At 44.6% G+C, this 22010-nt stretch carries 25 protein-coding genes and 1 other RNA gene; 10 read left to right on the plus strand and 16 right to left on the minus strand.

Features of this window, described 5'->3' with window-relative positions:
- Positions 1 to 26: 26 nt before the first annotated feature.
- From EPL05_RS16020 to EPL05_RS16040, 5 genes are all read right to left on the minus strand, one after another.
- Positions 27 to 1157: an aspartate aminotransferase family protein gene (locus tag EPL05_RS16020; protein WP_128534985.1), complete on the minus strand. Its 1131-nt coding sequence runs from the start codon at positions 1155 to 1157 to the stop codon at positions 27 to 29.
- A 63-nt stretch (positions 1158 to 1220) separates the two neighbouring features.
- Entirely contained in the window at positions 1221 to 2216 is a 996-nt protein-coding gene (argC, locus tag EPL05_RS16025; RefSeq protein ID WP_128534986.1) for an N-acetyl-gamma-glutamyl-phosphate reductase, read from the minus strand.
- Positions 2197 to 2547 (minus strand): cupin domain-containing protein, encoded by a 351-nt coding sequence (locus tag EPL05_RS16030; RefSeq protein WP_128534987.1) that lies wholly within the window; start codon positions 2545 to 2547, stop codon positions 2197 to 2199. The genes argC and EPL05_RS16030 overlap by 20 nt, the downstream gene beginning before the upstream one ends.
- Positions 2540 to 3739, minus strand: a complete 1200-nt coding sequence (gene argG / locus EPL05_RS16035; RefSeq protein WP_128534988.1) for an argininosuccinate synthase — start codon at positions 3737 to 3739, stop codon at positions 2540 to 2542. The genes EPL05_RS16030 and argG overlap by 8 nt, the downstream gene beginning before the upstream one ends.
- A gap of 92 nt (positions 3740 to 3831) precedes the next feature.
- A complete protein-coding gene (locus tag EPL05_RS16040; protein WP_128534989.1) occupies positions 3832 to 4491 on the minus strand; it encodes a GNAT family N-acetyltransferase in 660 nt (219 codons plus the stop codon).
- A gap of 128 nt (positions 4492 to 4619) precedes the next feature.
- Here EPL05_RS16040 and EPL05_RS16045 point away from each other — a divergent pair, with 128 nt between their 5' ends.
- From EPL05_RS16045 to EPL05_RS16055, 3 genes are all read left to right on the plus strand, one after another.
- Positions 4620 to 4808 (plus strand): hypothetical protein, encoded by a 189-nt coding sequence (locus EPL05_RS16045; protein ID WP_128534990.1) that lies wholly within the window; start codon positions 4620 to 4622, stop codon positions 4806 to 4808.
- A 175-nt stretch (positions 4809 to 4983) separates the two neighbouring features.
- Positions 4984 to 5082: signal recognition particle sRNA small type (ffs, locus tag EPL05_RS16050), an RNA gene on the plus strand.
- A 103-nt stretch (positions 5083 to 5185) separates the two neighbouring features.
- A complete protein-coding gene (locus EPL05_RS16055; protein WP_128534991.1) occupies positions 5186 to 6145 on the plus strand; it encodes a YpdA family putative bacillithiol disulfide reductase in 960 nt (319 codons plus the stop codon).
- Positions 6146 to 6235: 90 nt separating this feature from the next.
- On the opposite strand, the gene EPL05_RS16060 is transcribed toward EPL05_RS16055, so the two are convergent.
- Entirely contained in the window at positions 6236 to 6868 is a 633-nt protein-coding gene (locus tag EPL05_RS16060; protein ID WP_128534992.1) for a 2'-5' RNA ligase family protein, read from the minus strand.
- Between the two features lie 328 nt (positions 6869 to 7196).
- Between EPL05_RS16060 and dinB the strand changes: the two genes are divergently transcribed.
- Entirely contained in the window at positions 7197 to 8381 is a 1185-nt protein-coding gene (gene dinB / locus EPL05_RS16065) for a DNA polymerase IV (RefSeq protein ID WP_128534993.1), read from the plus strand.
- Positions 8382 to 8500: 119 nt separating this feature from the next.
- Here the strand turns inward: dinB and EPL05_RS16070 are convergent, their stop codons facing one another.
- The 4 genes from EPL05_RS16070 to EPL05_RS16085 are packed head-to-tail and all read right to left on the minus strand — an operon-like array spanning position 8501 to position 10691.
- Positions 8501 to 9019: a GNAT family N-acetyltransferase gene (locus tag EPL05_RS16070; RefSeq protein WP_128534994.1), complete on the minus strand. Its 519-nt coding sequence runs from the start codon at positions 9017 to 9019 to the stop codon at positions 8501 to 8503.
- A 14-nt stretch (positions 9020 to 9033) separates the two neighbouring features.
- Positions 9034 to 9624 carry a hypothetical protein gene (locus tag EPL05_RS16075; protein ID WP_128534995.1) on the minus strand — a complete coding sequence of 197 codons (591 nt, stop codon included), beginning with the start codon at positions 9622 to 9624 and terminating at the stop codon, positions 9034 to 9036.
- Positions 9611 to 10111, minus strand: coding sequence for an RNA polymerase sigma factor (locus EPL05_RS16080; RefSeq protein ID WP_128534996.1), 501 nt, complete (start codon positions 10109 to 10111; stop codon positions 9611 to 9613). Before EPL05_RS16080 ends, EPL05_RS16075 begins: the two co-directional genes overlap by 14 nt.
- Before the next feature lie 52 nt (positions 10112 to 10163).
- On the minus strand, positions 10164 to 10691 hold the full coding sequence (locus tag EPL05_RS16085; RefSeq protein WP_128534997.1) for a hypothetical protein: 528 nt from the start codon (positions 10689 to 10691) through the stop codon (positions 10164 to 10166).
- Positions 10692 to 10748: 57 nt separating this feature from the next.
- Here EPL05_RS16085 and EPL05_RS16090 point away from each other — a divergent pair, with 57 nt between their 5' ends.
- The 6 genes from EPL05_RS16090 (at position 10749) to EPL05_RS16115 (ending at position 15067) form a co-directional block, all read left to right on the plus strand.
- A complete protein-coding gene (locus EPL05_RS16090) occupies positions 10749 to 12161 on the plus strand; it encodes a dicarboxylate/amino acid:cation symporter (RefSeq protein WP_128534998.1) in 1413 nt (470 codons plus the stop codon).
- Positions 12162 to 12200: 39 nt separating this feature from the next.
- Positions 12201 to 12701: a hypothetical protein gene (locus EPL05_RS16095; protein ID WP_128534999.1), complete on the plus strand. Its 501-nt coding sequence runs from the start codon at positions 12201 to 12203 to the stop codon at positions 12699 to 12701.
- Positions 12702 to 12815: 114 nt separating this feature from the next.
- Positions 12816 to 13124: a 50S ribosomal protein L21 gene (rplU, locus tag EPL05_RS16100; protein WP_128535000.1), complete on the plus strand. Its 309-nt coding sequence runs from the start codon at positions 12816 to 12818 to the stop codon at positions 13122 to 13124.
- 51 nt (positions 13125 to 13175) lie between these two features.
- Positions 13176 to 13610 carry a 50S ribosomal protein L27 gene (gene rpmA, locus EPL05_RS16105; RefSeq protein WP_128535001.1) on the plus strand — a complete coding sequence of 145 codons (435 nt, stop codon included), beginning with the start codon at positions 13176 to 13178 and terminating at the stop codon, positions 13608 to 13610.
- 101 nt (positions 13611 to 13711) lie between these two features.
- Positions 13712 to 14497 carry a helix-turn-helix domain-containing protein gene (locus tag EPL05_RS16110; RefSeq protein WP_128535002.1) on the plus strand — a complete coding sequence of 262 codons (786 nt, stop codon included), beginning with the start codon at positions 13712 to 13714 and terminating at the stop codon, positions 14495 to 14497.
- A 63-nt stretch (positions 14498 to 14560) separates the two neighbouring features.
- Positions 14561 to 15067, plus strand: coding sequence for a hypothetical protein (locus EPL05_RS16115; RefSeq protein ID WP_128535003.1), 507 nt, complete (start codon positions 14561 to 14563; stop codon positions 15065 to 15067).
- A 107-nt stretch (positions 15068 to 15174) separates the two neighbouring features.
- On the opposite strand, the gene EPL05_RS16120 is transcribed toward EPL05_RS16115, so the two are convergent.
- The 6 genes from EPL05_RS16120 to EPL05_RS16145 all read right to left on the minus strand — a co-directional run bounded on the left by EPL05_RS16120 (position 15175) and on the right by EPL05_RS16145 (position 21864).
- Entirely contained in the window at positions 15175 to 15606 is a 432-nt protein-coding gene (locus EPL05_RS16120) for an energy transducer TonB (RefSeq protein WP_128535004.1), read from the minus strand.
- A complete protein-coding gene (locus tag EPL05_RS16125) occupies positions 15572 to 17173 on the minus strand; it encodes a M1 family metallopeptidase (RefSeq protein WP_128535005.1) in 1602 nt (533 codons plus the stop codon). The genes EPL05_RS16120 and EPL05_RS16125 overlap by 35 nt, the downstream gene beginning before the upstream one ends.
- A 13-nt stretch (positions 17174 to 17186) precedes the next feature.
- The gene (locus EPL05_RS16130; RefSeq protein ID WP_128535006.1) at positions 17187 to 17624 is read right to left on the minus strand and encodes an energy transducer TonB family protein; all 438 of its coding nucleotides are present in this window, start codon (positions 17622 to 17624) and stop codon (positions 17187 to 17189) included.
- Positions 17625 to 17636: 12 nt separating this feature from the next.
- Positions 17637 to 18611 carry a polyprenyl synthetase family protein gene (locus EPL05_RS16135; RefSeq protein ID WP_128535007.1) on the minus strand — a complete coding sequence of 325 codons (975 nt, stop codon included), beginning with the start codon at positions 18609 to 18611 and terminating at the stop codon, positions 17637 to 17639.
- Positions 18612 to 18677: 66 nt separating this feature from the next.
- Positions 18678 to 20816, minus strand: coding sequence for a ribonuclease R (rnr, locus tag EPL05_RS16140; protein WP_128535008.1), 2139 nt, complete (start codon positions 20814 to 20816; stop codon positions 18678 to 18680).
- Positions 20817 to 21156: 340 nt separating this feature from the next.
- Positions 21157 to 21864: a 3'-5' exonuclease gene (locus EPL05_RS16145; RefSeq protein ID WP_128535009.1), complete on the minus strand. Its 708-nt coding sequence runs from the start codon at positions 21862 to 21864 to the stop codon at positions 21157 to 21159.
- Positions 21865 to 22010 lie beyond the last annotated feature (146 nt).

Here is a 22010-nt window from a genome sequence, read left to right on the forward strand (position 1 = left end):
GATTAGGCTGAGTTGTTTTATTATATTTATGAATTTTTCAATGTTGTTGCAAACGCTTCCAGGAACCTGTCGGCATAAGCTTTTGTTAAATTAAGTGCAGGTAAAAGCCTCACAACGTTTTGTTTAGCTTCTCCTGTAAATATCTGGTGCTTAAACAGCAGCTCTTTTTTTACGTTCGATAGTTCGGCAGGCAGGTCGATGCCTATCATCAAACCGCGTCCTCTAACTTCCTTTACTTTGTCGAACTTCTTTAATTCTTCGATGAGGTAGCCGCCTATTTCGGCAGCGTTTTGCATCAGGTTATCCTGTTCAATGGTTTCCAAAACAGCTAATGCAGCTGCACAAGCCAAATGATTACCACCAAAGGTAGTGCCGAGTTCGCCGTACCATGGTTTTATTTTTGGCGATATAATGATACCCCCAACCGGGAAGCCATTTCCCATGCCTTTTGCCATTGAATAGATATCGGCATCAATACCCGCAAGATCATGCGAGAAAAATTTACCTGTCCGTCCGTATCCACATTGTACGCTATCGGCAACAAATACCGCGTTATGCTCATCGCAAAGTGTACGTATCTTTTGAAGGAATGGCAGTGGTGCAACCTGTATGCCGCCAACGCCCTGTATACCTTCGATGATCACGGAGGAAATTTGGTTATTTAAAAACGCTTGCTCCAACGCTGCTTCATCTGCCCATGGCAGAAATATAACGTTATCGGTTTCATTTATAGGGGCAACTATTTTTGGGTTATCAGTAACGGCAACAGCCAATGAGGTACGACCATGGAAAGCATTTTTGAAGGCGATAACCTTCTTTTTGCCATTGTAAAACGAAGCCAGTTTTAGGGCGTTCTCATTTGCTTCCGCACCCGAATTGCAAAGGAACAGCTGGTAATCTTCTTTGCCGGCTACTTTACCCAGCTTTTCTGCCAGTTGTTTTTGTAAAGGGATCTCTATAGAGTTGGAATAAAAGCCAATCTGGTGCAGCTGATCTTCCAAACGCTTTACGTAATGAGGATGGGTGTGCCCGATGGAAATAACAGCATGGCCGCCGTAAAGGTCCAGGTATTCGGTGCCTTTGTCGTCATAAACAAGGCTACCCAGGCCTTTAACAATATTGATTGGGTTGATAGGATATACGTCGAATAAATTCATTTTTTAAAGATAATTGGATGATAACTTAATTGATTAACAAATGGTGCTAATGCGGCGATGGGCTTAAAAACCGATCGCCTTAAGTCGTAATCCTGCGCGCTCATCCAAACCAAACATCAGGTTCATGTTTTGAACCGCCTGCCCGGAAGCGCCTTTAAGTAAATTATCCATAATGCTGATAAGGAATATTTTATTATCGTGTTTCTTAACCTGAACAAAGCACTTGTTGGTATTGATGATCTGTTTCAGGTCGATATCCTTATTGGTAACATGCGTAAATGCATGCCCGGCGTAATACTCCTTATAAAGCTGTAAAGCCTCCGCTTCGGACAGATCGCTTTCAGTGTATATAGAAGCGATGATCCCCCTTGTAAAGTCGCCACGGTACGGAACAAAGTTTACGGCTTCAGCAAAGCCCGGTTGTAATTGCTTAAGTGACTGGCCGATCTCGTTTAAATGCTGATGGCTAAATGATTTGTAAACAGAAAGGTTATCGTTTCTCCAGGTGAAGTGTGTGGTAGGAGACAAGCTTTGCCCCGCACCGGTTGAACCGGTTGTAGCAGTGACGTGTACCTCATGCGTAAGCAGGCCTTTTGATGCAAGCGGCAACAGGCCCAATTGCAAACAGGTAGCAAAACAACCCGGGTTGGCAATGTTATCTGCCGACTTGATGGCCTCGCGATTCAGTTCCGGCAAACCGTATACAAAGTTCTTATTTTTTAATTTTGAATTTTGACTTAACCTGAAATCCTGGCTCAGGTCAATTACCTTAATATTATTAGGGATCTCGTTAGCCTCTAAAAACTTTTTAGCATCGCCGTGCCCAACGCACAGGAACAATACATCAATAGCGTTAGAAAGCTCTGAAGCAAACTGCAGGTCGGTATCGCCAAACAGGTCCGTGTGTACATCGTAAACATGCTTGCCGGCACTGCTGGTGCTGTGCACAAATACAATATCCACATGGGGATGGTTGATGAGGATCCGCAGCATTTCGCCGCCGGTATAGCCCGCACCGCCAACAATGCCTGCGCGAATTTTAGAGGTTGATTCTGTCATTTTTTGTAGATGGTGTAGAGTACAAAATAAATTCCAGGTCGCTGCTTTCTTTGTTGGCTATAAAGTGCTTCTGACCGGGTTTAATTTCGATGCCCTGTTCGGGTTTTAAAATGCTGATTTCGCCATCGATAGAGAATGTTGCCCGCCCTTTCAGTATAAAAAAGAACTGCGATGCCGTTTCGTGAAAATGCAATTGCTCGGCTGTATCCGGCGGCATCAGTTCCTGTTTAATGGATAATGCCTCGGCATCAACATAATTCCAGCCGTAGCAATCATCGCCCCAGCGGTAATGACTTAAACATTCGCTCCGCGAGAAAACCGGGTTACTCATTGATGCCGTTCACTTTATGGTAGATCATTACCTGGTTACCAAAGATCTTAGAGAAGCCCTTAACGTCTTCGCCGCTCCAGGCGTTGTTCATTTCGCCGTAGCTGCCAAACTTGTTCGACATCAGGTCGTGATCCGATTCGATACCCACCACCTGGAAACGGTAAGGGTTCAGTTGTACAAATACTTTGCCGCTAATGTTCTTCTGCGTATCAGTAAGGAAGGCCTCCATATTGCGCATAATAGGGTCGTGGAACTGCCCTTCGTGCAGCCAGTTGCCGTAGAACATCGATAGCTGGTCTTTCCACGAAAGCTGCCATTTTGTTAGCGCGTGTTTTTCCAGCGTGTGGTGCGCTTTGATGATCACCATTGGTGCCGCAGCCTCAAAACCTACGCGGCCCTTAATACCGATGATGGTATCGCCCACGTGGATGTCCCTGCCAACACCGTAAGGCTGGGCAATAGCCTGCAATGCCTGTATGGCTTTAGTAGGATGATCGTATTTATCATCATCGATACCAACCAATTCGCCTTTTTCAAAAGTAAGGGTGACATCACGGGTGCCGGTCTCAGTAACCTGTGTTGGCCATGCTTCCTCAGGCAAGCCCAAATTAGACGTTAAAGTTTCTTTACCACCTACGGATGTTCCCCAGATACCTTTGTTGATTGAGTACTTCGCTTTTTCGAAGTTCATCTCCACGCCTTGTTTCTTGAGGTATTCAATTTCCGCTTCGCGACTTAGTTTAAGGTCGCGGATAGGGGTGATGATTTTTACTTCAGGCACCAATATATTGAATATCATATCAAAACGCACCTGGTCGTTACCGGCACCTGTGCTGCCATGGGCAACGTACTCGGCACCAATTTCTTTGGCATAGTTTGCAATAGCTGTCGCCTGGCTTACACGCTCGGCACTAACCGACAGTGGGTAGGTGTTGTTTTTCAATACATTACCGTATATCAAAAAGCGCACGCAGGTGTTGTAGAAGTTCTCGGTCTCATCAACCACATGGTGGCTGGTAACACCCATTTGGTAAGCACGTTCTTCAACGCCTTTGAGTTCTTCATCGCTAAAACCACCGGTGTTTACAATTACAGAGTGTACTTCGTAACCCTGGTCGCGGGTTAAATAAATGCAGCAAAATGAGGTGTCTAACCCACCGCTGTATGCTAAAACTACTTTTTTCTTTGCCATTTTTTCTATTTGTAGAGCCGCGATACTTCGCGGCTTTAACAATTTGTATTAATATCTAATAAAACGCGAAGTATCGCGTCTCTACAGTTTTCTTAATTGAATTCGAACGCCATTACGTGCTCAAGCCGTTTTTTAATTGCGGCTTCTATACGTTCCAGCAAAGTCGCCTTGTGCGTAATTTTTTGCATCTTTTCCTCGTACTGTTTTTGTACCTCGGCAGGGTCGAACAGCATGGCGGTACACATGCAGTTTTTACGCCCTTTGGCCGTAAGGATGTCGAAGTTTACACAGCTGGTACAGCCTTTCCAAAAGTTCTCGTCCTGTGTCAGTTCAGAGTAAGTTACCGGCTCGTAACCCAGCTCTGAGTTTATCTTCATAACGGCAAGCCCGGTAGTTAATCCGAAGATCTTGGCTTCGGGGTATTTTTGGCGCGAAAGGCCGAATATCTTTTGTTTAATAGCCTTAGCCAAACCTGCCTTGCGGTAGATAGGGTTTACAATAAGGCCAGAATTGGCCACGAAATCGCCGTGGCTCCAGGTTTCTATGTAGCAGAAACCTGCCCAGGTGCCGTCTTTATGCAAAGCGATAACAGCTTTGCCTTCCAGCATTTTATTTGCGACATACTCTGGCGAGCGCTGCGCGATACCTGTACCGCGTGCCTTTGCCGATTCTGCCATTTCATCGCAAATCATCGGTGCAAAGTCGGCGTGTTGTGCCGTGGCTACCTGTATGTCAAAATCTTGTATGGTCATTATAATAGAGAATTACCGTTAAATTATTGGCTGTTTAAGCCATAAATAATTAGAGGGACTTTGGTTAAAGAAGTTTAATAACGCTTCTTTTAGGGCGGGAGAACTAAAACCTAATTCACACGCGCGGGATGAAAACCCGTCGTCGGCTGGGGGAGAAGAGCAAAACAAACGAAACTAAAGCAGCAGCAACCGGAGCAAATATTGCCCTGGCAACCGTCATGTTTGAGTTTTTTGTATTCATTATGGATGAATTTAATGCTTTTAATTTTTGTGCAAATTATTGCATAATAATTTACTTATGCAAGAAAAAACTTTGATTATGATTTTCAGGTGGGAATTAAGCCATCCAATTTACCGGGGATAGGCAATTCCATCGGAAAATGCCGTCTTGCCGTAAATTTTTTATGCTTGATAATCAAGGTGTAGGTGAGCATTTTGGCAATTTTAACAATTTATTAACCTCAAACGCATCATTTTTCTATCTTTGCGCCGGGGTAAGTCTTTTACGGCCAGCTCCTCTTGAACTCCCCCAGGGTGGGAACACAGCAAGGGTAGAGAGTTGAGCGGCGCGATAAAAGTAGCTTACCCTTTTTTATGCCCAAATTTTTCCAAAGGGGCAATTTTCGGTATCCAAACCCACCGATATTCATCATTCAAAATTCATTCTTCTACCTAAACTAATTATCTTCGCACCATGCTCGATATACTCATCATTGGTGCCGGCCCTATCGGTTTGGCTTGCGGCCTTGCAGCACAAAAGGCAGGGCTTAGCTTTGTTATCATCGAAAAAGGCTGCCTGGTAAATTCGCTGTACAATTATCCCGCCACCATGATGTTCTTCTCCACCAGCGAACGGCTGGAGATCGGCGGTGTACCCTTCGTCAGCCTCAACAAACAACCTAACCGCAACGAAGCCCTGGAGTACTACCGCCGCGTAGCGCTTGATAATAAGCTGCCCATTAGCCTTTTTGAAGAAATTACCGATATAAAAGGCGGTGCGGATGGCTACACCATCACGAGCGATAAGCAAACCTACCAGGCAAGAAAGGTGATCCTGAGTACCGGGTTTTACGATATTGCCGTAAACCTCGACATCCCCGGTGAAGACCTGCCCAAAGTAAAACACTATTATAAAGACCCGCACTACTACGCCATGCAAAACATTGTAGTGGTTGGCAGCAGCAACTCCGCTATCGATGTTGCTTTAGAAACCTTCCGCAAAGGCGCACACGTTACGTTGGTAGTACGTGGCCCTGAAGTAAGCAGCCGGGTAAAATACTGGGTTAGACCCGATATTATTAACCGCATCAAAGAGGGGAGCATTACCGCCCACTTTAACTCCAGCCTGGCGGCGGTGCGCCAAACCGAAGTGGATATCCAAACACCCGAAGGACTCTTAACTATTCCCAACGATTTTGTAATGGCGATGACGGGCTATAAACCCAATTTCGACTTTTTGGCTAAACTGGGCATCAACCTCACCGAAGATAAATTCATCCCCCAATACAACCCTAATACCATGGAAACCAACCTGCCCGGCATGTACCTTGCCGGCGTAGTTTGCGGCGGGCTGGATACCCACCTCTGGTTCATCGAAAATTCCCGCATCCATGCCGAGATGATCATTGGCGATATAGTAGCGAAAGGGAAGTGAGAATTTGATAAATTACCTTTATCATTCTGAGCGATAGCGAAGAATCTGTTATACGCCCTGCATAGCCGATGGGCGGTTCAATTTGTGGTTTTAAAATAATTTCACCTGTTTCCTCGCCGCTATCTCTGCCTTTGCTTGCTGCAGTTCCCTCCATGTGTTTTTACCGGCAAACCCGGCTGTGTTTTTAAACGGGATAGTTTTATACGTCTCCCATTTGCCATGCGTGGTGCCAAAGCTTTCGCGCTGTAATATTTTTAGTTCGGAGATCCAGAAGGGCTCCTGTAGCTTTTTGTGTTTAAAGTTTGGCCATAGCTTATTGAAATCCGCTTCCGGAATGTTCCTCACTACCGTAATATGGGGCAGCACCGCTTTTTTTACGTTGAGATTTTTGCGCAACAGGGAAAACCAGTTTTCCATAGCCGGAGTGCTGCGGACATAAGCGTAGATGGTGTTTTTGCTGTGCAAATGCTCAAAGTGCTTAAACCCATCCATGTGCAGCAATACGGGGGGCATAGCCTGCAGGGTGCTTTCCATCCGCTCAAAGGCGGTGTCTATCATGTAAGGCTTTTGGCGCTCCAGTTGGTTGATGGTGATATGCGCGGGGGAGTTCATACTGCCAAAATCGCCAATGTATTTTACCGACGCTTTTTTATAGCGTGCTACCTCGTGCCTGATGGTCTCGGGCGGTGTAAGCAGGAAGAGGTAGTCGGCGTAGCCAGTCATTTTGTTGTCGTTTTTGTTTGTTCAGGGGGGCACCTACGGAGCCAAATATTGTATTTCGTATTGTCTATAAACAGGGGGCTACGCTGTAGCCTAAGTGCAATTTCAAATGTTGACCGTACGTAATTACCAAAAACACATATTATCCCAGTCATCAAATATTCCATCCGTTTTCACGCTCCGGTAGGAGCATCGTGTTTATAGTATTCAATGAAAATCCTCCCCGGCTCCGGAGGTGCCACCTGTTATCCGCTTTTCAAATGATTTTTATTTTATCACCACAAAATTGCTAATTATTTTAGTATTTCAAATTATATTTTCATATTTGTGAATGGATGCTCAACGGCATATTGTACATATCGATCTCGACTCTTTCTTCGTATCCGTAGAGCGGAAATTCAACCCTTCGCTCATCGGCAAGGCAGTTATCATTGGCGGCTCGGCAGACAGGGGCGTGGTGGCATCGTGCAGTTACGAGGCGCGTGCTTTTGGCGTACACAGTGCCATGCCCACAAGGCAGGCGCTTAAACTTTGCCCGCATGCTATTGTGATCCACGGTACCCATGGGCGCTATAGCGACGCTTCAAGGCAGGTTACCGAGATCATTCATCGCTCTGTGCCATTGTATCAGAAAACCTCGGTAGATGAGTTTTATATCGACCTGAGCGGTATGGAACGTTTCCACAACCCGTACCAACTGGCTACCGACTTGCGGCAACGGGTGATCAGCGAAACAGGGTTGCCTATTTCCTTCGGGATGGCATCGGGCCGTACGGTGGCTAAAATGGCTACCAACCAGGCAAAACCAAACGGACAGCTATGGATAAAAGCAGGAGAGGAGAAGGCTTTTTTAGCGCCTCTAAACATCCGCAAAATACCGGGACTGGGCGAGCATACCTGTCAAAAACTGTATCAATACGGTATCGAAAAAATCGGCGACCTGCAAAAGGTGAACATCAAGTTCCTGGAGGCGGTTTTCGGCAAAGCGGGCACTTACATCTACAATAAAGCCAACGGTATTGACGATGCCGAGATCGTTTCTCACACAGGCCGCAAATCCATCTCCACCGAAACCACTTTCCACAACGATGTGAAAGACATCCGCACGCTGGAAAACACCCTCGTAAGCATGACCGAAGAACTCGCCGGCAAGCTGCGCCGCGAAAACAAGGTAAGCAGTTGCCTCGCCATTAAAATACGCTATGCCAATTTCGAAACGCATACCCAACAGCAGAAGATTCCGCTTACTGCTGCCGAGCACATCCTGATCCCAGGTATTAAAAATCTCCTCAAAAAAGCATGGAACCAGCACCGTCCCATACGGCTAATAGGAGTTAGACTGAGCGACCTGTGTACCGGCAGCTACCAGATAAACTTGTTTGAGGATAATGAGGAACGAATCAGACTATACCAGGCCATGGATCATATCAACTTCAGATACGGAGATAAAACCATTTGCAGGGCCGCGGGAATGGAGATTGGAGCAAGGACGTTTAATCCGTTTATAAAAGGCTAACCGGGACTAAGCGGATTTATGCGATTAGGGGATTTTGATTTGCATGATGCAGAGGATTCTCAAGCATGACAAACAGGATATATGTGATCTGCACATTTGAAATCTGCAAACCCGCATATCTACATCAACTCTTTCCGCATCAGCAAATCGGTTTGTTCATCCTGGCCAAGCATAAATTTGTGGTTGCTGAATGCCTCGAAGCCATTGCTTTGGTAAAAACGGATGGCACCGGTATTGTGCTCCCATACGCCAAGCCAGAGGTATGTGCATTTGGCATCTAAGGCGGTTTGGATAGCAAAATCTATCAGTTGCTTGCCGATTTGCTGCCCCTGGTATTCTTTAGAAACGTAAATACGCTCCACTTCGAGGCCATCCGCGTCTTGAAATTCGGTTTGGGCGTTGTGATAGTTGAGTTTGATGTATCCGGAAGGTTCACCATCAATCATAGCGAAAAAGAAGTGCGAATCGGGGTTGGCCAATTGTTGATCAAAACTTTGCAGCGTGAATGCTTTGGAAGCAAATACTTCCATATCCGCAGGGTTGTTGAGGTGCGCGAAAGCATCGAAAAAAGTTCGGCGGCTTAACTCCAGCAGACGGACGGACAGATGGGGTGTTACTCTTTTTATGTCAACAGGCATCGCCTAAAAATGCGCTAATTAAATTGTTCCTGCAAGCGCACCAGGCGGTCTATCATCAGGTTCAGTTTCTCCTGTTCACTCGCAAATATGCGTCCTTTTAAATAAAAGGTACAAAACAATAACCATGCTGCGGTAAGCCCGTATGCGGCTAACTTAAATTGGGTGGAGGCGCTTTGCAGTACTTCAAAAAAGTACAGCGTTAGGCCTACGCTCAGCAGTAAAACATATAAATAATACATCCAGCCGTAAATAGTGGCACGGCTTCTCTGGTATTCTTTTAGGCTCTGTAAATAGGAGGAAGGATCGATGGTAAGGTCCTGTTTGTGAATAAGACGATAATCGCGTATCATCATCAGTACATAAATTACCATAGTTGATAGTATAACGGCTATGCCGGCATAGGTTACCCAGGAATGGAACACAAAAAAAAGCATCACCATTGAAATACCGAATAAGGCCAGCAACATGCCCGTAATACTCCAAAAAAGGTTGCGCGTTAAGCTGCTCATCCCTTTTTTTACCTGTTTCAGCACTTCGTCTACCGCAACCGGCTCAAGTTTTGGCTGTCCCTGCCAAACCATCAATAAATGATCAAAGTCTTTCATAATGGTTGTATAATTCGGTTAATTTTTGTTTAATACGATATATCTTCACTCTCAAATTCCCTTCTGATATACCCGAAACATCTGCTATTTCGGGATACGGCACTTCATCAAGTACCAACGTTATTATTATTCTTTCCGATTCCTCCAGCTTAGATATACACTTGTACAGCAAAGCAACCTGTTCGTTCTTTTCAGAGAACTCCTCGCGTTTGTTTTCAGCCATTAGTGGGGTCAGCTCATCCTTAGCCTGCCGTTTTTCCGACCGCAGGTAGGTTAAGCACGTATTCACCGCTATGCGGTAGATCCAGGTTGATATCAGCGCCTGGTTACGAAACTTGTGTAAATTTTGCCAAACCTTTAAAAAGGTCTCCTGTAGCAGGTCGTTAGCGGCATCATCGTCACCAGTGTAACCATAGCACAAATGGAAAATTTTCTTTGAATTGGCTTCGTATACCTTCCGGAAAGCTTCTTCTTTATTATCGGCCACTTGTTAATAGTTTAGTAGTTTTTGAAAGTTTGACGAAGGTAGGGGGTAAATGTTACAACAGGTAACTTTTTTTATTTATCCAGGTGAGTTTAGCTTCGGCGTTATCAAGCAGGGCGTTATAATCCTGGCTGTAATCAAACTGCAGGTCCTCGTGCAGCTTACCAATTAAGCCTTTTACTTTCTCCAGTTGCCGGGTGAATATCAGGCGGATAGGCTTGTAAGATGTTTGGCGGATAACATATTGCAGGTAGTTTTGGCAAAAGTTTAGCAATAGCTCAATCTCGGCCGGTTTTGTGCCGATGAATTTGGTATACTTTGTCAGCATTTTTAATATTTTGCGCAGCCCCTTGGCTGTAAAATAGCTTTGTGCGGGCAGTTGGCTAAACATAAAACCTGCTTCGGCTTTAATGCTTTCTATAAAATCATGCTCGTTATTCGCCTCGAAGAGGAGGTAAGCCAGCAATTCTTTATTTTCCTTTTTATAGCGTACCAGCCGCAAGGCCAGTTCGGCAAGCTGCTCTTGCGGCAAGTGCTGCAACTCTTTTTTTATTTGTTGTAATCCGTAGGTGGTTATGCTCATATTAAACTTTCTGCAACATAGTAAATTTTGTAGTTTAGCGGCACTGATCGTAACCAAATGCAAAAAAACAAACTCACCTTGTATATTTTTATAGCGCTTGTACTGGGTGTTATAGCCGGCTATATATACAATGCTACGGTAATAAATGCCATTAACACCAAAATGAGTGTTGCCGAAGCGCAGATAAAAACCATAGACCTGCAAATAGCAGCTGCCAAAGATACCACAACCGCCGATTTTAAGGCCCTTAAAACACAACGCACAGCGCAGGCAAAAGTTCGCAAGGAAAGTGATACTGCACGCGAGGATAAGCTGGTTGGCTTTACCGTGCTGAGTGACATCTTCCTGAGGCTTATAAAAATGATAGTAGCGCCGCTTGTATTTACCACGCTGGTGGTAGGGGTAGCCAAGGTCGGCGATATTAAATCGGTAGGGCGTATTGGCGGTAAAACGCTGCTTTGGTTTTTGAGCGCAACGCTGGTATCCTTACTGCTGGGCATGGTGCTGGTTAACTTTTTTAAGCCAGGCGAGGCGATGCATTTGCCATTACCGGATGCCAACCTGAGCACAGGTATCCAAAAAACAGCGCTTTCGCTGCGCGATTTCATCGGCCACGTTTTCCCGAAAAGTTTTATTGAGGCTATGGCCAATAACGAGATATTGCAGATCGTAGTGTTCTCGCTGTTCTTCGGCGTAGCAACCGCAGCCATTGGCGAACCGGGCCTTATCGTGATAAAAGCTTTAGACGCTATTGCCCATGTGATATTAAAAATAACCGGCTATGTAATGCAACTGGCTCCATTAGCCGTATTTGGCGCTATAACAGCTATTATTGCCAAACAAGGTTTAGGCATCCTATCCACCTATGCCATATTTATAGGCGAGTTTTATTTTTCACTGCTGATATTATGGACAGTAATTGTGCTGGCAGGTTTTGCGGTATTGCAGAAGCGCGCGTTTAATTTGGTTGGTAGGATCAAAGATGCCATGCTTATCGCGTTCAGTACCTCAACCAGTGAAGCGGCTTATCCCAAAGTATTATTAGAATTAGAGCGTTTTGGCTGTAATAACAAGATAGTGAGCTTTGTACTGCCATTGGGCTATTCCTTTAACCTGGATGGCTCTATGATGTACATGACCTTCGCATCGTTGTTTTTGGCGCAATCGTATGGTATTCACCTTAGCTTTAGTCAGCAATTATCTATGTTGCTGGTGCTGATGCTTACCAGTAAGGGTATTGCGGGCGTACCGCGCGCGTCGCTGGTGGTTATCGCGGGTACAATATCTTTGTTTAATATCCCTGAAGCCGGCCTTGCTTTGCTGATCGGTATAGATCCTTTATTAGACATGGGACGCTCTGCGACAAACGTATTGGGTAACGCTATGGCGACTGCCGTGGTAAGCAAATGGGAGAACGAGCTGAACCCTGCACAGATAATAGATGAAAATAATTCGGATTTAGATTTGTAATGCCGAATTTTGCCGCCCATACGTAATTCACTAATTAACATGAGCGCTCTTAAATCTAAAAAAATATTCCTTATCCTTAGTATTGTTGTGCCTTTTTTACTGTACTGCTTTTATTACTACGGCATGATGGTGAAAAACGCTCCTTATAAATTCTCGGAGTTTCAGTCTATGCAGTTTGAGTTTGGTTACAAAGACCGCCTGTTAAATAAATACGATTCTAAAACCGGCGACTACCAGTATCTAACCCGCAAAGATTCGTTAGTGAAGATGAATATGCGCCTAACTAATGACGACCTGCTATACCTGCACCGCAAAGCCGCCGAACTGGGTTTCTGGGATTTCCCGGCGAATGAGTTAAGTGAGGACAGCACAGCGCATGTGCCACGCTATATCATAACCTTCACTTACAAGCGTAAAACCAAGCGTATTGTGTTTGATGGTGATTATAGCGGCCCCGAAAAACTGGTAGATGCCAACCAGCGCCTGATAAAAGAGATCCAAAGCAGGTTGGGCGATGCCGAACAGCGATTGAAAAAATAATGAACACGAATTTCACGAATGAGGCGAATTTCACGAATTTGTTTTCGCTATTGCTTTTTATATTTATAAGCACTATATTTGCACCTCAAAATTTAAAACAATAATTAATCAACAATGTACGCAATAGTAAGTATAGCCGGGCAACAATTTAAAGTTGCGAAAGACCAGCAGATCTTTGTACACCGTTTACAAGGAGATGAAGGCGCTAATATTGAATTTGACAATGTGTTGTTAGCAGAAAACGAAGGCAGCTTTAAGTTAGGTTCAGACCTGGCAGGCGCTAAAGTATCGGCTAAGATCGTGTCTCATTTAAAAGGTGACAAAGTAATTATCTTCAAAAAGAAAAGAAGAAAAGGTTACCAGAAGAAAAATGGCCACCGCCAACAATTTACCAAGATAGAGATCACCGGTATCACATTATAATTAAATTTTAAACCGCCCCGACTTTGTTGGGACACAAAAAGAAATTAAGAAATGGCACACAAAAAAGGGGCCGGTAGTTCAAGAAACGGCCGCGAATCACATAGCAAGCGTTTAGGTATCAAAATTTTTGGTGGCCAGCCTGCAATTGCTGGTAACATCATCGTTCGTCAGCGTGGTACCAAGCACAACCCGGGTTTAAACGTAGGTATTGGTAAAGACCATACTCTGTTTGCTTTAATTGCAGGCAATGTAGTATTTAAAAAGAAAGCAGATAACCGTTCATACGTTTCTGTTATTCCTTTTGAAGTTGCACCTGTAGCTGAAGATGCAGCACCTGCACCTACTGTTAAAGCAGAAGCTAAAGCGGTAAAAGTTGCTGCACCTGTTGCAGAAGTTGAAGTTGCTGAAGAAGCACCTAAAGCTAAAAAAGCACCTAAAGCTAAAAAAGAAGAAGCTGCTGATACCGAAGAAGCCGCTGCTGAATAATTAGCAACATGATAAATAGAAAAGCCCTGTATCGAAAGATACGGGGCTTTTTGTTGAGGCAATTTGTTGATTAGTATTTTTTTGCCGAACTTAAAGGCCACATGCTGTACAAAGAATACCTGCCTCATCCACGGTTGCGCAAATACATAGAATGCTACTGGAAGTTTGTAATAGCGCCAAGTGCCCATAACAGCAGTAACGAGCCCTTGAGCCACGTATTCCCACCGGATGGCAGCTGTACTTTATTATTCCTCAATATGGCCTCGTTTCATCACAAAGGGGTGGTGTTTGTAGGGCCTACAACAATTATTAAAGAAATACCCCTGTTTGCAAACTCCATTACTGCAGGCGTGCGTTTAAAGCCAGGCTGCTCTCCATGGCTTAATAAGGTGGATGTAGGCACTATAATAAACAACGCTATACAATATCAACCTTACGACATTAACGAATGGCAACAAGATTTTTTGCAACAACTGAGTTTAGATTTTGACGAGCCTCAAGTGTTAGATAAAATCTTACTTAAAATAGAGGCCGAAAATAAGTTTGAACCGGATGACCGCGTGCTAAAAGCCGTCGACTTTATCATCGCCGGAAATGGGCAAGTTACGTTGCCGGAGATTGCCGCCGCGAGTTGTGTGAGTCCGCGCCAGTTACAACGTTTATTTACAACACAAACTGGTATCAGTATAAAACAATTTTGCCAGTTAAGACGCCTGCGTAAAGCTATTATAGACCTGCATGTGCAGCACCGTACTTACCCCGAAATGGTGACCGACCGCGGCTTCGCCGACCAGGCGCATTATTATAAATCTTTTAAAAAGGTTGCCGGGTACGACATTCGCAAATTTATAGGTTACATTGGCCAGATAGAACACATTATGGTTTAGTAAAATGTCGTAATTGTACAATACATTTCGGCATTGGGTAAATATTTTTGAAGAAAAAAAAATATGACAAAATTTTCAACCTTAACCGCTGCGCTGCTTTTAATATCAGTAGCCTGCTTTTCGCAATCAACAGAAACCGACGCTACCGCAAAAAAAGAGGTAAGCAAACTTGCATTCATCGCCGGTAAATGGGCTGGCAAAGGCTGGATGATGATGCAGAGTGGAAGAGAAAGCTTCGACCAAACCGAAAACGTACAAATGAAACTGGATAGCACTATTGTGCTGATAGAGGGGTTAGGCAAAGCAAACGGGAAGGTGATACACAACGCGCTGGCCATGATCACATCAAACAAAGACGGCGGTTACACTTTTCGTTCTTACCTGGCAACAGGCCGTGAGGGACAGTTTAAAGCCGAGCTTATCGGCAGTAAATTACACTGGTACCCAGCCGAAAACATGCGCTACATTATAGAACTGAACGACAAAGGCCAATGGTTTGAAACCGGCGAAATGAACCGCGACGGCAAATGGTTTAAATTCTTTGAAATGACGCTGGATAAGGTGAAGTAAATAAGAAGATGCTGAATAATTTTAGCAACATGATAATATCGAAAAGCCCTGTATCGAAAGATGCGGGGCTTTTTTGTGTTACTGTTTGTAGTAAAGGTCTTTATATCCTATTCTTCAGAAGCCGTCATTAAGCAACTTACAGCCGATGAGTACTTACTTCTAACAGGTTTTCCCTTATTATAACCAGTGGTCCACTTAACACTTTTTATCTGTTTTAAAAATTGCGAAGCTATATCTTTATTGCCTCTTATGATACGCTCATGCGTGATCGTTCCATTTTTTTCGACAACGAATTCTACTGCTATTCTGGTGTCAAAGCTGGAAGGAATGGGTTTCGGTACTCTAATTTTTTTTAAGAAGTCTATCGATAACTTGTTTTCTGCACCGGGGTATTCAGGTGGAATTTCTGTGTAACTGTAGATAATAGTGTCAGGCTTAGATTGCGCCTTCAAAATCACAGGAAGTAACAGTAAACAAAAAAACACATTCCTCATTATAATATCTTTATTCGTAAACCACCCTCTTAAAATACCATCCATCAGCATCAACCAAGGGCATGGTTTTGCTGGTGATGCTTACACCCTTATCAGTTACGGTTATATGCTGTACACCAGCATCGGTAGTGATATCAAGTGGTAGTGGCATACTGATATTATCCAGTTTTACGAGGTATTTGCCATCCTGCCGTTGCGGGGTAACGCTTATCTGCAGCTTATCCGTAGTACGCAGGTACATATCAAACAGTGGCTTTAGGCTTTTGCCATAGGCTGCGCTGAAGTACTGCTCCACATCGTCGGTATTGTTGAGGTTGTTATAGGTATGTTTAGGGTCGGTAGCGAAACCTTTGAGGGTAGGGAAGAATAGGCTGTCGCCCATTACGTAATTCAGGGTGTGCATAAAGAACGCGCCCTTGCTGTAGATATCGCCGTTATAGGCCGATTCTTCATCGATATCCTTACCCAAAACAATAGGTTGTTTGTTTTGAATCCCCTTTAACGTTTTTTGGAATAGCTTGATATAAGCCGGCTTGCCTGCAAACTCCAAAGTGAACAATGCGTCGGCGTAGCTGCCGATACCTTCGTGGATCCAGTAGTCTGCCCAGTCGATGGCGGTTACTTTGTTACCCCACCATTCGTGGCCAAATTCGTGGTGCAGCAGCCAATCGTAATCCTGGCTTCCCACGCGTACGTATTTGAATTTGTTGCCGTAGGCCACCATGCTTTGGTGCTCCATGCCTAAATGAGGTGTTTCTACCAATCCCACTTTCTCCTTTGCCCATGGGTATTCGCCAAAGTATTTTTCTTTTTCGTTGATGGTTACCTCAAACATATCCATTAGTTTATTGGCTTTATCGGCATGTTCTTTTAAAACATAGAATTGGATAGGTACCGTGTTGCCTGCAACGCTTTTGTAGGTGCGTTGCACCAGCTTATAGTCGCCTACGTTGAACAGGATGCTATAGTTATTGATGGTATAATTGGTTTTCCAATGGAAGGTGCTTTTAGTGCCATTGTTAGATTGCTTAACAAGTAAGCCCGGGCCTGCAACTACCAAGCCTTTTGGTACAGTGATAATGAGGTCAATACCTTCGTTTGGCTCGTCAGACGGGTGGTCTTTACAAGGAAAATAAACTTTGCCGCCGGTGCCTTCGGCAGTGATAGCCAGCCAGTTGTGCCCGGTGCTGTCGCGCGTAAAGGTAAACCCATCATCCCATGGCGGGCGTACAGCGATGTGCGGCTTGCCACCATACACCACTTTTACGCTGGTTTTGCCTGCGGCAAGTTCTTTTACCGTATTTACAGTGATCATGTTGTTTTTGTAAACGAACGGCTCTTTTTTACCGTTTACCAAAACAGCGCTTACTTTCAACGAATCCAGCAGATCGAACAGCAATACGTGAGTAGGCTGTGCCAATATTAAATCAATAGTCGCATAACCGTCTATGGATTTTTGTTCGAAATTTACATCCAGTGCGATGGTATAATGCCGGATATCCATATTGGCTTGTTCAGGTTTTAACTTGCCACCGGATGTGAGTTTGGTTTGGGCAGAAGCAAAAAAGGAGGTAGCGCATAACAAGGCGGTTAGATAAAGCTTTGTTTTCATGTATCGTAACTTATTATTTTAAACTGAATACAATAGGCAATGACATCCGATAACGTTCCTGTTTACTGCCCTGTGCCGTGAGTTTTCGCCCTGGCATCCAGTGTGGCGCACTTTCCACAACGCATATAGCTTCATTGTCATATTCCTTACTTAAGGATTTTTTAACCTTAAGCCCCGACAAGTTACCATTTCTTTCTACAGCAAATTCCAATACAACTTTACCCTCCAGTTTAGGCCCCGGTGGCCATTTTAGGTTTTTCTTTATAAAAACAATAAATGCTGCCTGCCCGCCGGGAAAAGTCGGATATATGTCAATACCTTCGCTGTCGGGATATATCAGCTTGCCGGTTTTGGCAAAATTGGTGTTTGGCTCGATTTTGAGCTGAGTTGACTGCGCAAAAACTATTGTCGTTGCAAATAACCCCATCAACAAAAATAAAGCCCTTTTCATACCCTAAATATACTAATATTCCCTCACCAGCAAGCCGTCGGCAAAATCGCGGAGATATTGCTTGCTATCTTCGGGCAGGTTGATCTGCTCCAGGGCTTTAAAGGCTTTTTCGGCGTAGGCCTGCATTTCATCTTCGGCATACTGGCGCACGTTGGCCTTATTGTAAATTTCGGTAACAGCAGTTACTTTTTCGGCGTTATCAAATGTGGTGAAAGTTATCCAGCGTTGGAGTTCTTCTGCATCGCTACCTTTAACTAACTGCAAAGCCTTTATCAACAGGTAGGTTTTTTTGTTGGAGATAATGTCGCCGCCAACCTGTTTGCCAAATTTTACCGGGTCACCATAAACGTCCAATATATCATCCTGCAGTTGGAACGCGATACCAAGGTTCACACCAAAATCGGAGAGCAGTTCCGCGTCTTTTTCATCCGCTTCACCTATCAATGCGCCTATTTTTAACGCACCACCAAGCACCACAGCCGTCTTCAGGCGAATCATGTTGATATATTCGTCTATGCCGATATTGCTGCTGGTCTCAAAGGTCATATCCAATTGCTGGCCTTCGCAAACACCTACAGCGGTTTCGTTAAAAATGTCCAGCACCCGGCGCAGGATGTTATCGCGCACCTGCATCATTAGCTTGTAGCCTTCTATCAACATTACGTCGCCGCTAAGGATGGCCACATTCTGGTTCCATTTTTCGTGTACGGTAGCCCGGCCACGGCGGATAGGGGCATTGTCCATAATATCATCATGCATCAGCGTAAAGTTATGGAACACCTCTATGGCAAGGGCAGGGGGCAGAGCCGCTTCCACATCGCCGCCAAACAAATCACAGGCCATCAGTAACAAGGCCGGGCGCATCCGTTTGCCGCCGATGGATAAAATATAACTTATAGGCTCGTACAGTTCGGCCGGGTAGGCCGGGTACTTCAGTTGCTCTACCGAGGTCGCTATAAGCGCTTGCAGGTCTTCGAGTTTCCTCATTTGGGGGTTAATTGGTAATTGGGCTAAATAATTATTCACTCAATCACTAATTCACTAAATCAATAATTAATTAACTAACGAAAAATCTATTTGCTTCTTGGTCAAGTCGACATTTTTTACGCGGATAGCAACTTCATCGCCAAGCTGGTAAACCTTCTTTTTACGTTGGCCTATGATGGCGTAGTTCTTCTCATCCAAAGTATAAAAATCATCGCTGATATCGCGCAGGCGAATCATACCCTCGCATTTGTTCTCGATGATCTCCACATACATACCCCATTCGGTAACGCCCGAGATGATGCCGGTAAATACGTTGCCCACCTGGTCTTTAAGGTATTCGGCCTGTTTGTATTTAACCGATGAGCGCTCTGCATCCGCCGCTTTCTTCTCCATTTGCGAGCTGTGCTTGCAAAGCTCTTCGTAATGGTCGCCGTTTACACTTTGGCCGCCATTAAGGTAATGAAACAACAGGCGGTGCACCATCACATCCGGGTATCGGCGAATAGGCGAGGTGAAGTGCGTATAATGATCAAACGCCAAACCGTAGTGGCTTGATGTTTTGGTAGTATAAATAGCCTTAGCCATACTGCGGATGGCCAAATGGGTAAGTACGTTCTGCTCTTTTTTGCCTTCCACATCCTCCATTAAAAAATTGAGCGATTTGGCGGTTTCCTTATCGCTTTTGGTGTTGATCTTATACCCAAACCTTGCGGCAAACTGCGCGAAGTTGGCCAGCGCATCGGGTTTAGGGGAATCGTGCGCGCGGTAAACAAAGGTATACTTATGCTTGCCTTTACCCATTTTGCTTACATATTCGGCCACTTTTTTATTGGCCAAAAGCATAAAGTCTTCTATCAACTTGTGCGCGTCCTTACGTTCTTTTACATAAACGCCGGTTGGCTTGCCGGTTTCGTCCAGCTTGAATTTCACCTCGGTAGTTTCAAAACTGATGGCACCATTTTTAAATTTACGGTCGCGCAGTTTGTAGGCGAGGGCGTTCAGCTGTTCAATTTCTTCCACGTAATCGCCGGTTTTAGTTTCTATCACGTCCTGCACTTCTTCGTAGGTAAAGCGCCTGTCGCTATGGATAACGGTTTTGCCGAACCATTGCTCAATAATGTTAGCGTTCTCGTCCATTTCAAAAACAGCCGCGAAGCAAAGCTTATCTTCTTTTGGACGCAACGAGCAAAGTCCGTTGGAAAGCCTTTCGGGCAGCATCGGTATTACCCTGTCTACCAGATAAACGGAGGTTCCGCGTTCATAAGCTTCCTTATCCAAAGCCGAATCGGGGATGATATAGTGCGATACATCGGCAATATGTACACCTACTTCATAGTTGCCGTTATCCAGTTTTTTGTACGAGATAGCATCATCAAAATCCTTTGCATCAAATGGGTCTATAGTGATAGTAAGCGTGTTACGGAAATCCTTGCGTTTGGCAATTTCGTCTGCAGAGATCTCCGCTGGAATTTCTTCTGCATCCTTCTCCACTTCGGCAGGGAAAGAAAGCGGGAACCCGTATTCCGCCAGGATGGCGTTCATCTCGGTGTCGTTCTCGCCCTGGTTACCCAACACGTGTTTTATACGACCGATGGGGTTTTTAGCGCCGGCAGGCCAGTCGGTAATTTCGGCGATTGCTTTTATCCCGTTCTTAGCGCCGTTAAGATCGCTGATGGGAATAAAAATATCGTGCATCATCTTGCGGTCGTCGGGAATGAAAAAGGCGAAGCGCTCAGAGAGTTTTACAATACCGGTAAACTCCATTTTGTTGCGCTGCAATATCTCTATCACCTCGCCTTCCTGGCGTTTGCCTTTGCTGGCGGAGTACACGTACACTTTTACACGGTCGCCATTGAGCGCGTTCCTCAGTTTGCGGGGTGCTACAAAAATATCAGTTTCGGCGGGGTCGTCGGTAACGATGAACGCGGAGCCATCGTTGGTAAGATCAACCTTGCCTTCAACGAAGGTCTTTAGTTCCAGCAGTTGGAATTTGCCGGGGGTGATCTCTTTTAGGACACCTTTGAAGGCTTCATCCTTCAGCACATCAAAAATCACATCCCGTGCGTCAGGGTCGCGTACATTTAGCTTGGCCGAAACCTGCTTATGATTGAGTGGCGTATTGCCATTTTGTTCGAATATATCCAGCACCATTTGCGTAAGTACCTGGTTGATAGATGAATTGCCTTTTTTTTTCTTTTTAGACATAGGTATAACTAATGCGCTAAGATACGGAAAGAACTGTTAAGGAGGATTATCGATTTTATTTGAATGAGGTAATTTTTTAAACGCAGAGGCCGCAGAGGAAGGAGATTGTCGACAAGGCAACGCAAATCTTACCGAATCATATGCATTGGCAATAATAATCAGTTTGGTCTTATGTAATCCTCACTCTCCAAAGAATTGAATAATCTTTTTTTTTCTTCAAAATACAGTTATTCAGGCAGTTTTAGTTTGGGCTAAAAAGTCAATTCTGGGGTTCATCTTGTTAAAGATCGCGGTGATATAAAAGTATGGCAAAACGGCTAATAAATTAAATCTTACCTTCTCATCCCACAATCGTTATACAATCCTCCGCAATCAACGCCTCCCCGCGATACCTCCGAATCAACTGCGCTGTCGCGATCACATCTTTTTGGCAATAGGTGCAAATGCGGGGCAGGTCGTTTTCTACCCAGTAAACGTGACCAACCTGGCTACCGTCGATATCGTCTTTGGAAGTTGGGATATTAAAGATGGCGGTGAGCAGGTTTAGTGAGGTATAGTTTTTATAGTCGCCGAATTTCCAGAGTTCCATGGTGTCCAGGTGGTTTATTTCCCATGGTTTTTTGCCTGCTATCTGCAAATGCGGTGGGAATGGTACGCCGTTGATAAGCATCCGGCGGCAGATGTACGGGAAATCGAACTCCTTGCCATTATGCGCGCAAAGGATAATGCTGGGCGGCTGACTGCTTAGCATCTTGCTAAAATCCATCAGGAGTTCTTTTTCCTCATGCCCTGCAAAAGATTTTACCCGCAGACCTGTCTTTTTCCCGTTCAGAAAGATACCAACAGAGATACATACGATCTTGCCGAACTCTGCCCAGATAGAGGCACGCCCGTAAAATGCTTCCGGGGTTTCGTCCTTACGCTGATATTGAGATTTTGCTGCCCACAGTTCCTGCAAATGTTCGGGCACCTCATCATGTGTGGCATATTGCGGCACGGTTTCTATATCCAAAACCATCAGGTTACCCAGGTCGTATTGTTCAAGCATCGTTTGTTGTTATTAATGAACACGAATTTCACGAATTAAGCGAAATTTCACTAAACATAGCTTTTAATTAGTCTCCAAACGCAAATCACTTATGTAAATCGTTCACCTGTCCTGCGGGAGAAACAAAGTATTGCGTCTCTACATTA

It is taken from the genome of Mucilaginibacter gilvus, from assembly GCF_004054195.1.
GTDB classification, from domain to species: domain Bacteria; phylum Bacteroidota; class Bacteroidia; order Sphingobacteriales; family Sphingobacteriaceae; genus Mucilaginibacter; species Mucilaginibacter gilvus.

Coding starts and splice junctions, on each gene's coding strand:
- EPL05_RS16020 (WP_128534985.1), bottom strand. CDS start 1,157: ATGAATTTATTCGACGTATATCCTATCAACCCAATCAATATTGTTAAA.
- argC (WP_128534986.1), bottom strand. CDS start 2,216: ATGACAGAATCAACCTCTAAAATTCGCGCAGGCATTGTTGGCGGTGCG.
- EPL05_RS16030 (WP_128534987.1), bottom strand. CDS start 2,547: ATGAGTAACCCGGTTTTCTCGCGGAGCGAATGTTTAAGTCATTACCGC.
- argG (WP_128534988.1), bottom strand. CDS start 3,739: ATGGCAAAGAAAAAAGTAGTTTTAGCATACAGCGGTGGGTTAGACACC.
- EPL05_RS16040 (WP_128534989.1), bottom strand. CDS start 4,491: ATGACCATACAAGATTTTGACATACAGGTAGCCACGGCACAACACGCC.
- EPL05_RS16045 (WP_128534990.1), top strand. CDS start 4,620: ATGAAAACCCGTCGTCGGCTGGGGGAGAAGAGCAAAACAAACGAAACT.
- EPL05_RS16055 (WP_128534991.1), top strand. CDS start 5,186: ATGCTCGATATACTCATCATTGGTGCCGGCCCTATCGGTTTGGCTTGC.
- EPL05_RS16060 (WP_128534992.1), bottom strand. CDS start 6,868: ATGACTGGCTACGCCGACTACCTCTTCCTGCTTACACCGCCCGAGACC.
- dinB (WP_128534993.1), top strand. CDS start 7,197: ATGGATGCTCAACGGCATATTGTACATATCGATCTCGACTCTTTCTTC.
- EPL05_RS16070 (WP_128534994.1), bottom strand. CDS start 9,019: ATGCCTGTTGACATAAAAAGAGTAACACCCCATCTGTCCGTCCGTCTG.
- EPL05_RS16075 (WP_128534995.1), bottom strand. CDS start 9,624: ATGAAAGACTTTGATCATTTATTGATGGTTTGGCAGGGACAGCCAAAA.
- EPL05_RS16085 (WP_128534997.1), bottom strand. CDS start 10,691: ATGAGCATAACCACCTACGGATTACAACAAATAAAAAAAGAGTTGCAG.
- EPL05_RS16090 (WP_128534998.1), top strand. CDS start 10,749: ATGCAAAAAAACAAACTCACCTTGTATATTTTTATAGCGCTTGTACTG.
- EPL05_RS16095 (WP_128534999.1), top strand. CDS start 12,201: ATGAGCGCTCTTAAATCTAAAAAAATATTCCTTATCCTTAGTATTGTT.
- rplU (WP_128535000.1), top strand. CDS start 12,816: ATGTACGCAATAGTAAGTATAGCCGGGCAACAATTTAAAGTTGCGAAA.
- rpmA (WP_128535001.1), top strand. CDS start 13,176: ATGGCACACAAAAAAGGGGCCGGTAGTTCAAGAAACGGCCGCGAATCA.
- EPL05_RS16110 (WP_128535002.1), top strand. CDS start 13,712: ATGCTGTACAAAGAATACCTGCCTCATCCACGGTTGCGCAAATACATA.
- EPL05_RS16115 (WP_128535003.1), top strand. CDS start 14,561: ATGACAAAATTTTCAACCTTAACCGCTGCGCTGCTTTTAATATCAGTA.
- EPL05_RS16120 (WP_128535004.1), bottom strand. CDS start 15,606: ATGGATGGTATTTTAAGAGGGTGGTTTACGAATAAAGATATTATAATG.
- EPL05_RS16125 (WP_128535005.1), bottom strand. CDS start 17,173: ATGAAAACAAAGCTTTATCTAACCGCCTTGTTATGCGCTACCTCCTTT.
- EPL05_RS16130 (WP_128535006.1), bottom strand. CDS start 17,624: ATGAAAAGGGCTTTATTTTTGTTGATGGGGTTATTTGCAACGACAATA.
- EPL05_RS16135 (WP_128535007.1), bottom strand. CDS start 18,611: ATGAGGAAACTCGAAGACCTGCAAGCGCTTATAGCGACCTCGGTAGAG.
- rnr (WP_128535008.1), bottom strand. CDS start 20,816: ATGTCTAAAAAGAAAAAAAAAGGCAATTCATCTATCAACCAGGTACTT.
- EPL05_RS16145 (WP_128535009.1), bottom strand. CDS start 21,864: ATGCTTGAACAATACGACCTGGGTAACCTGATGGTTTTGGATATAGAA.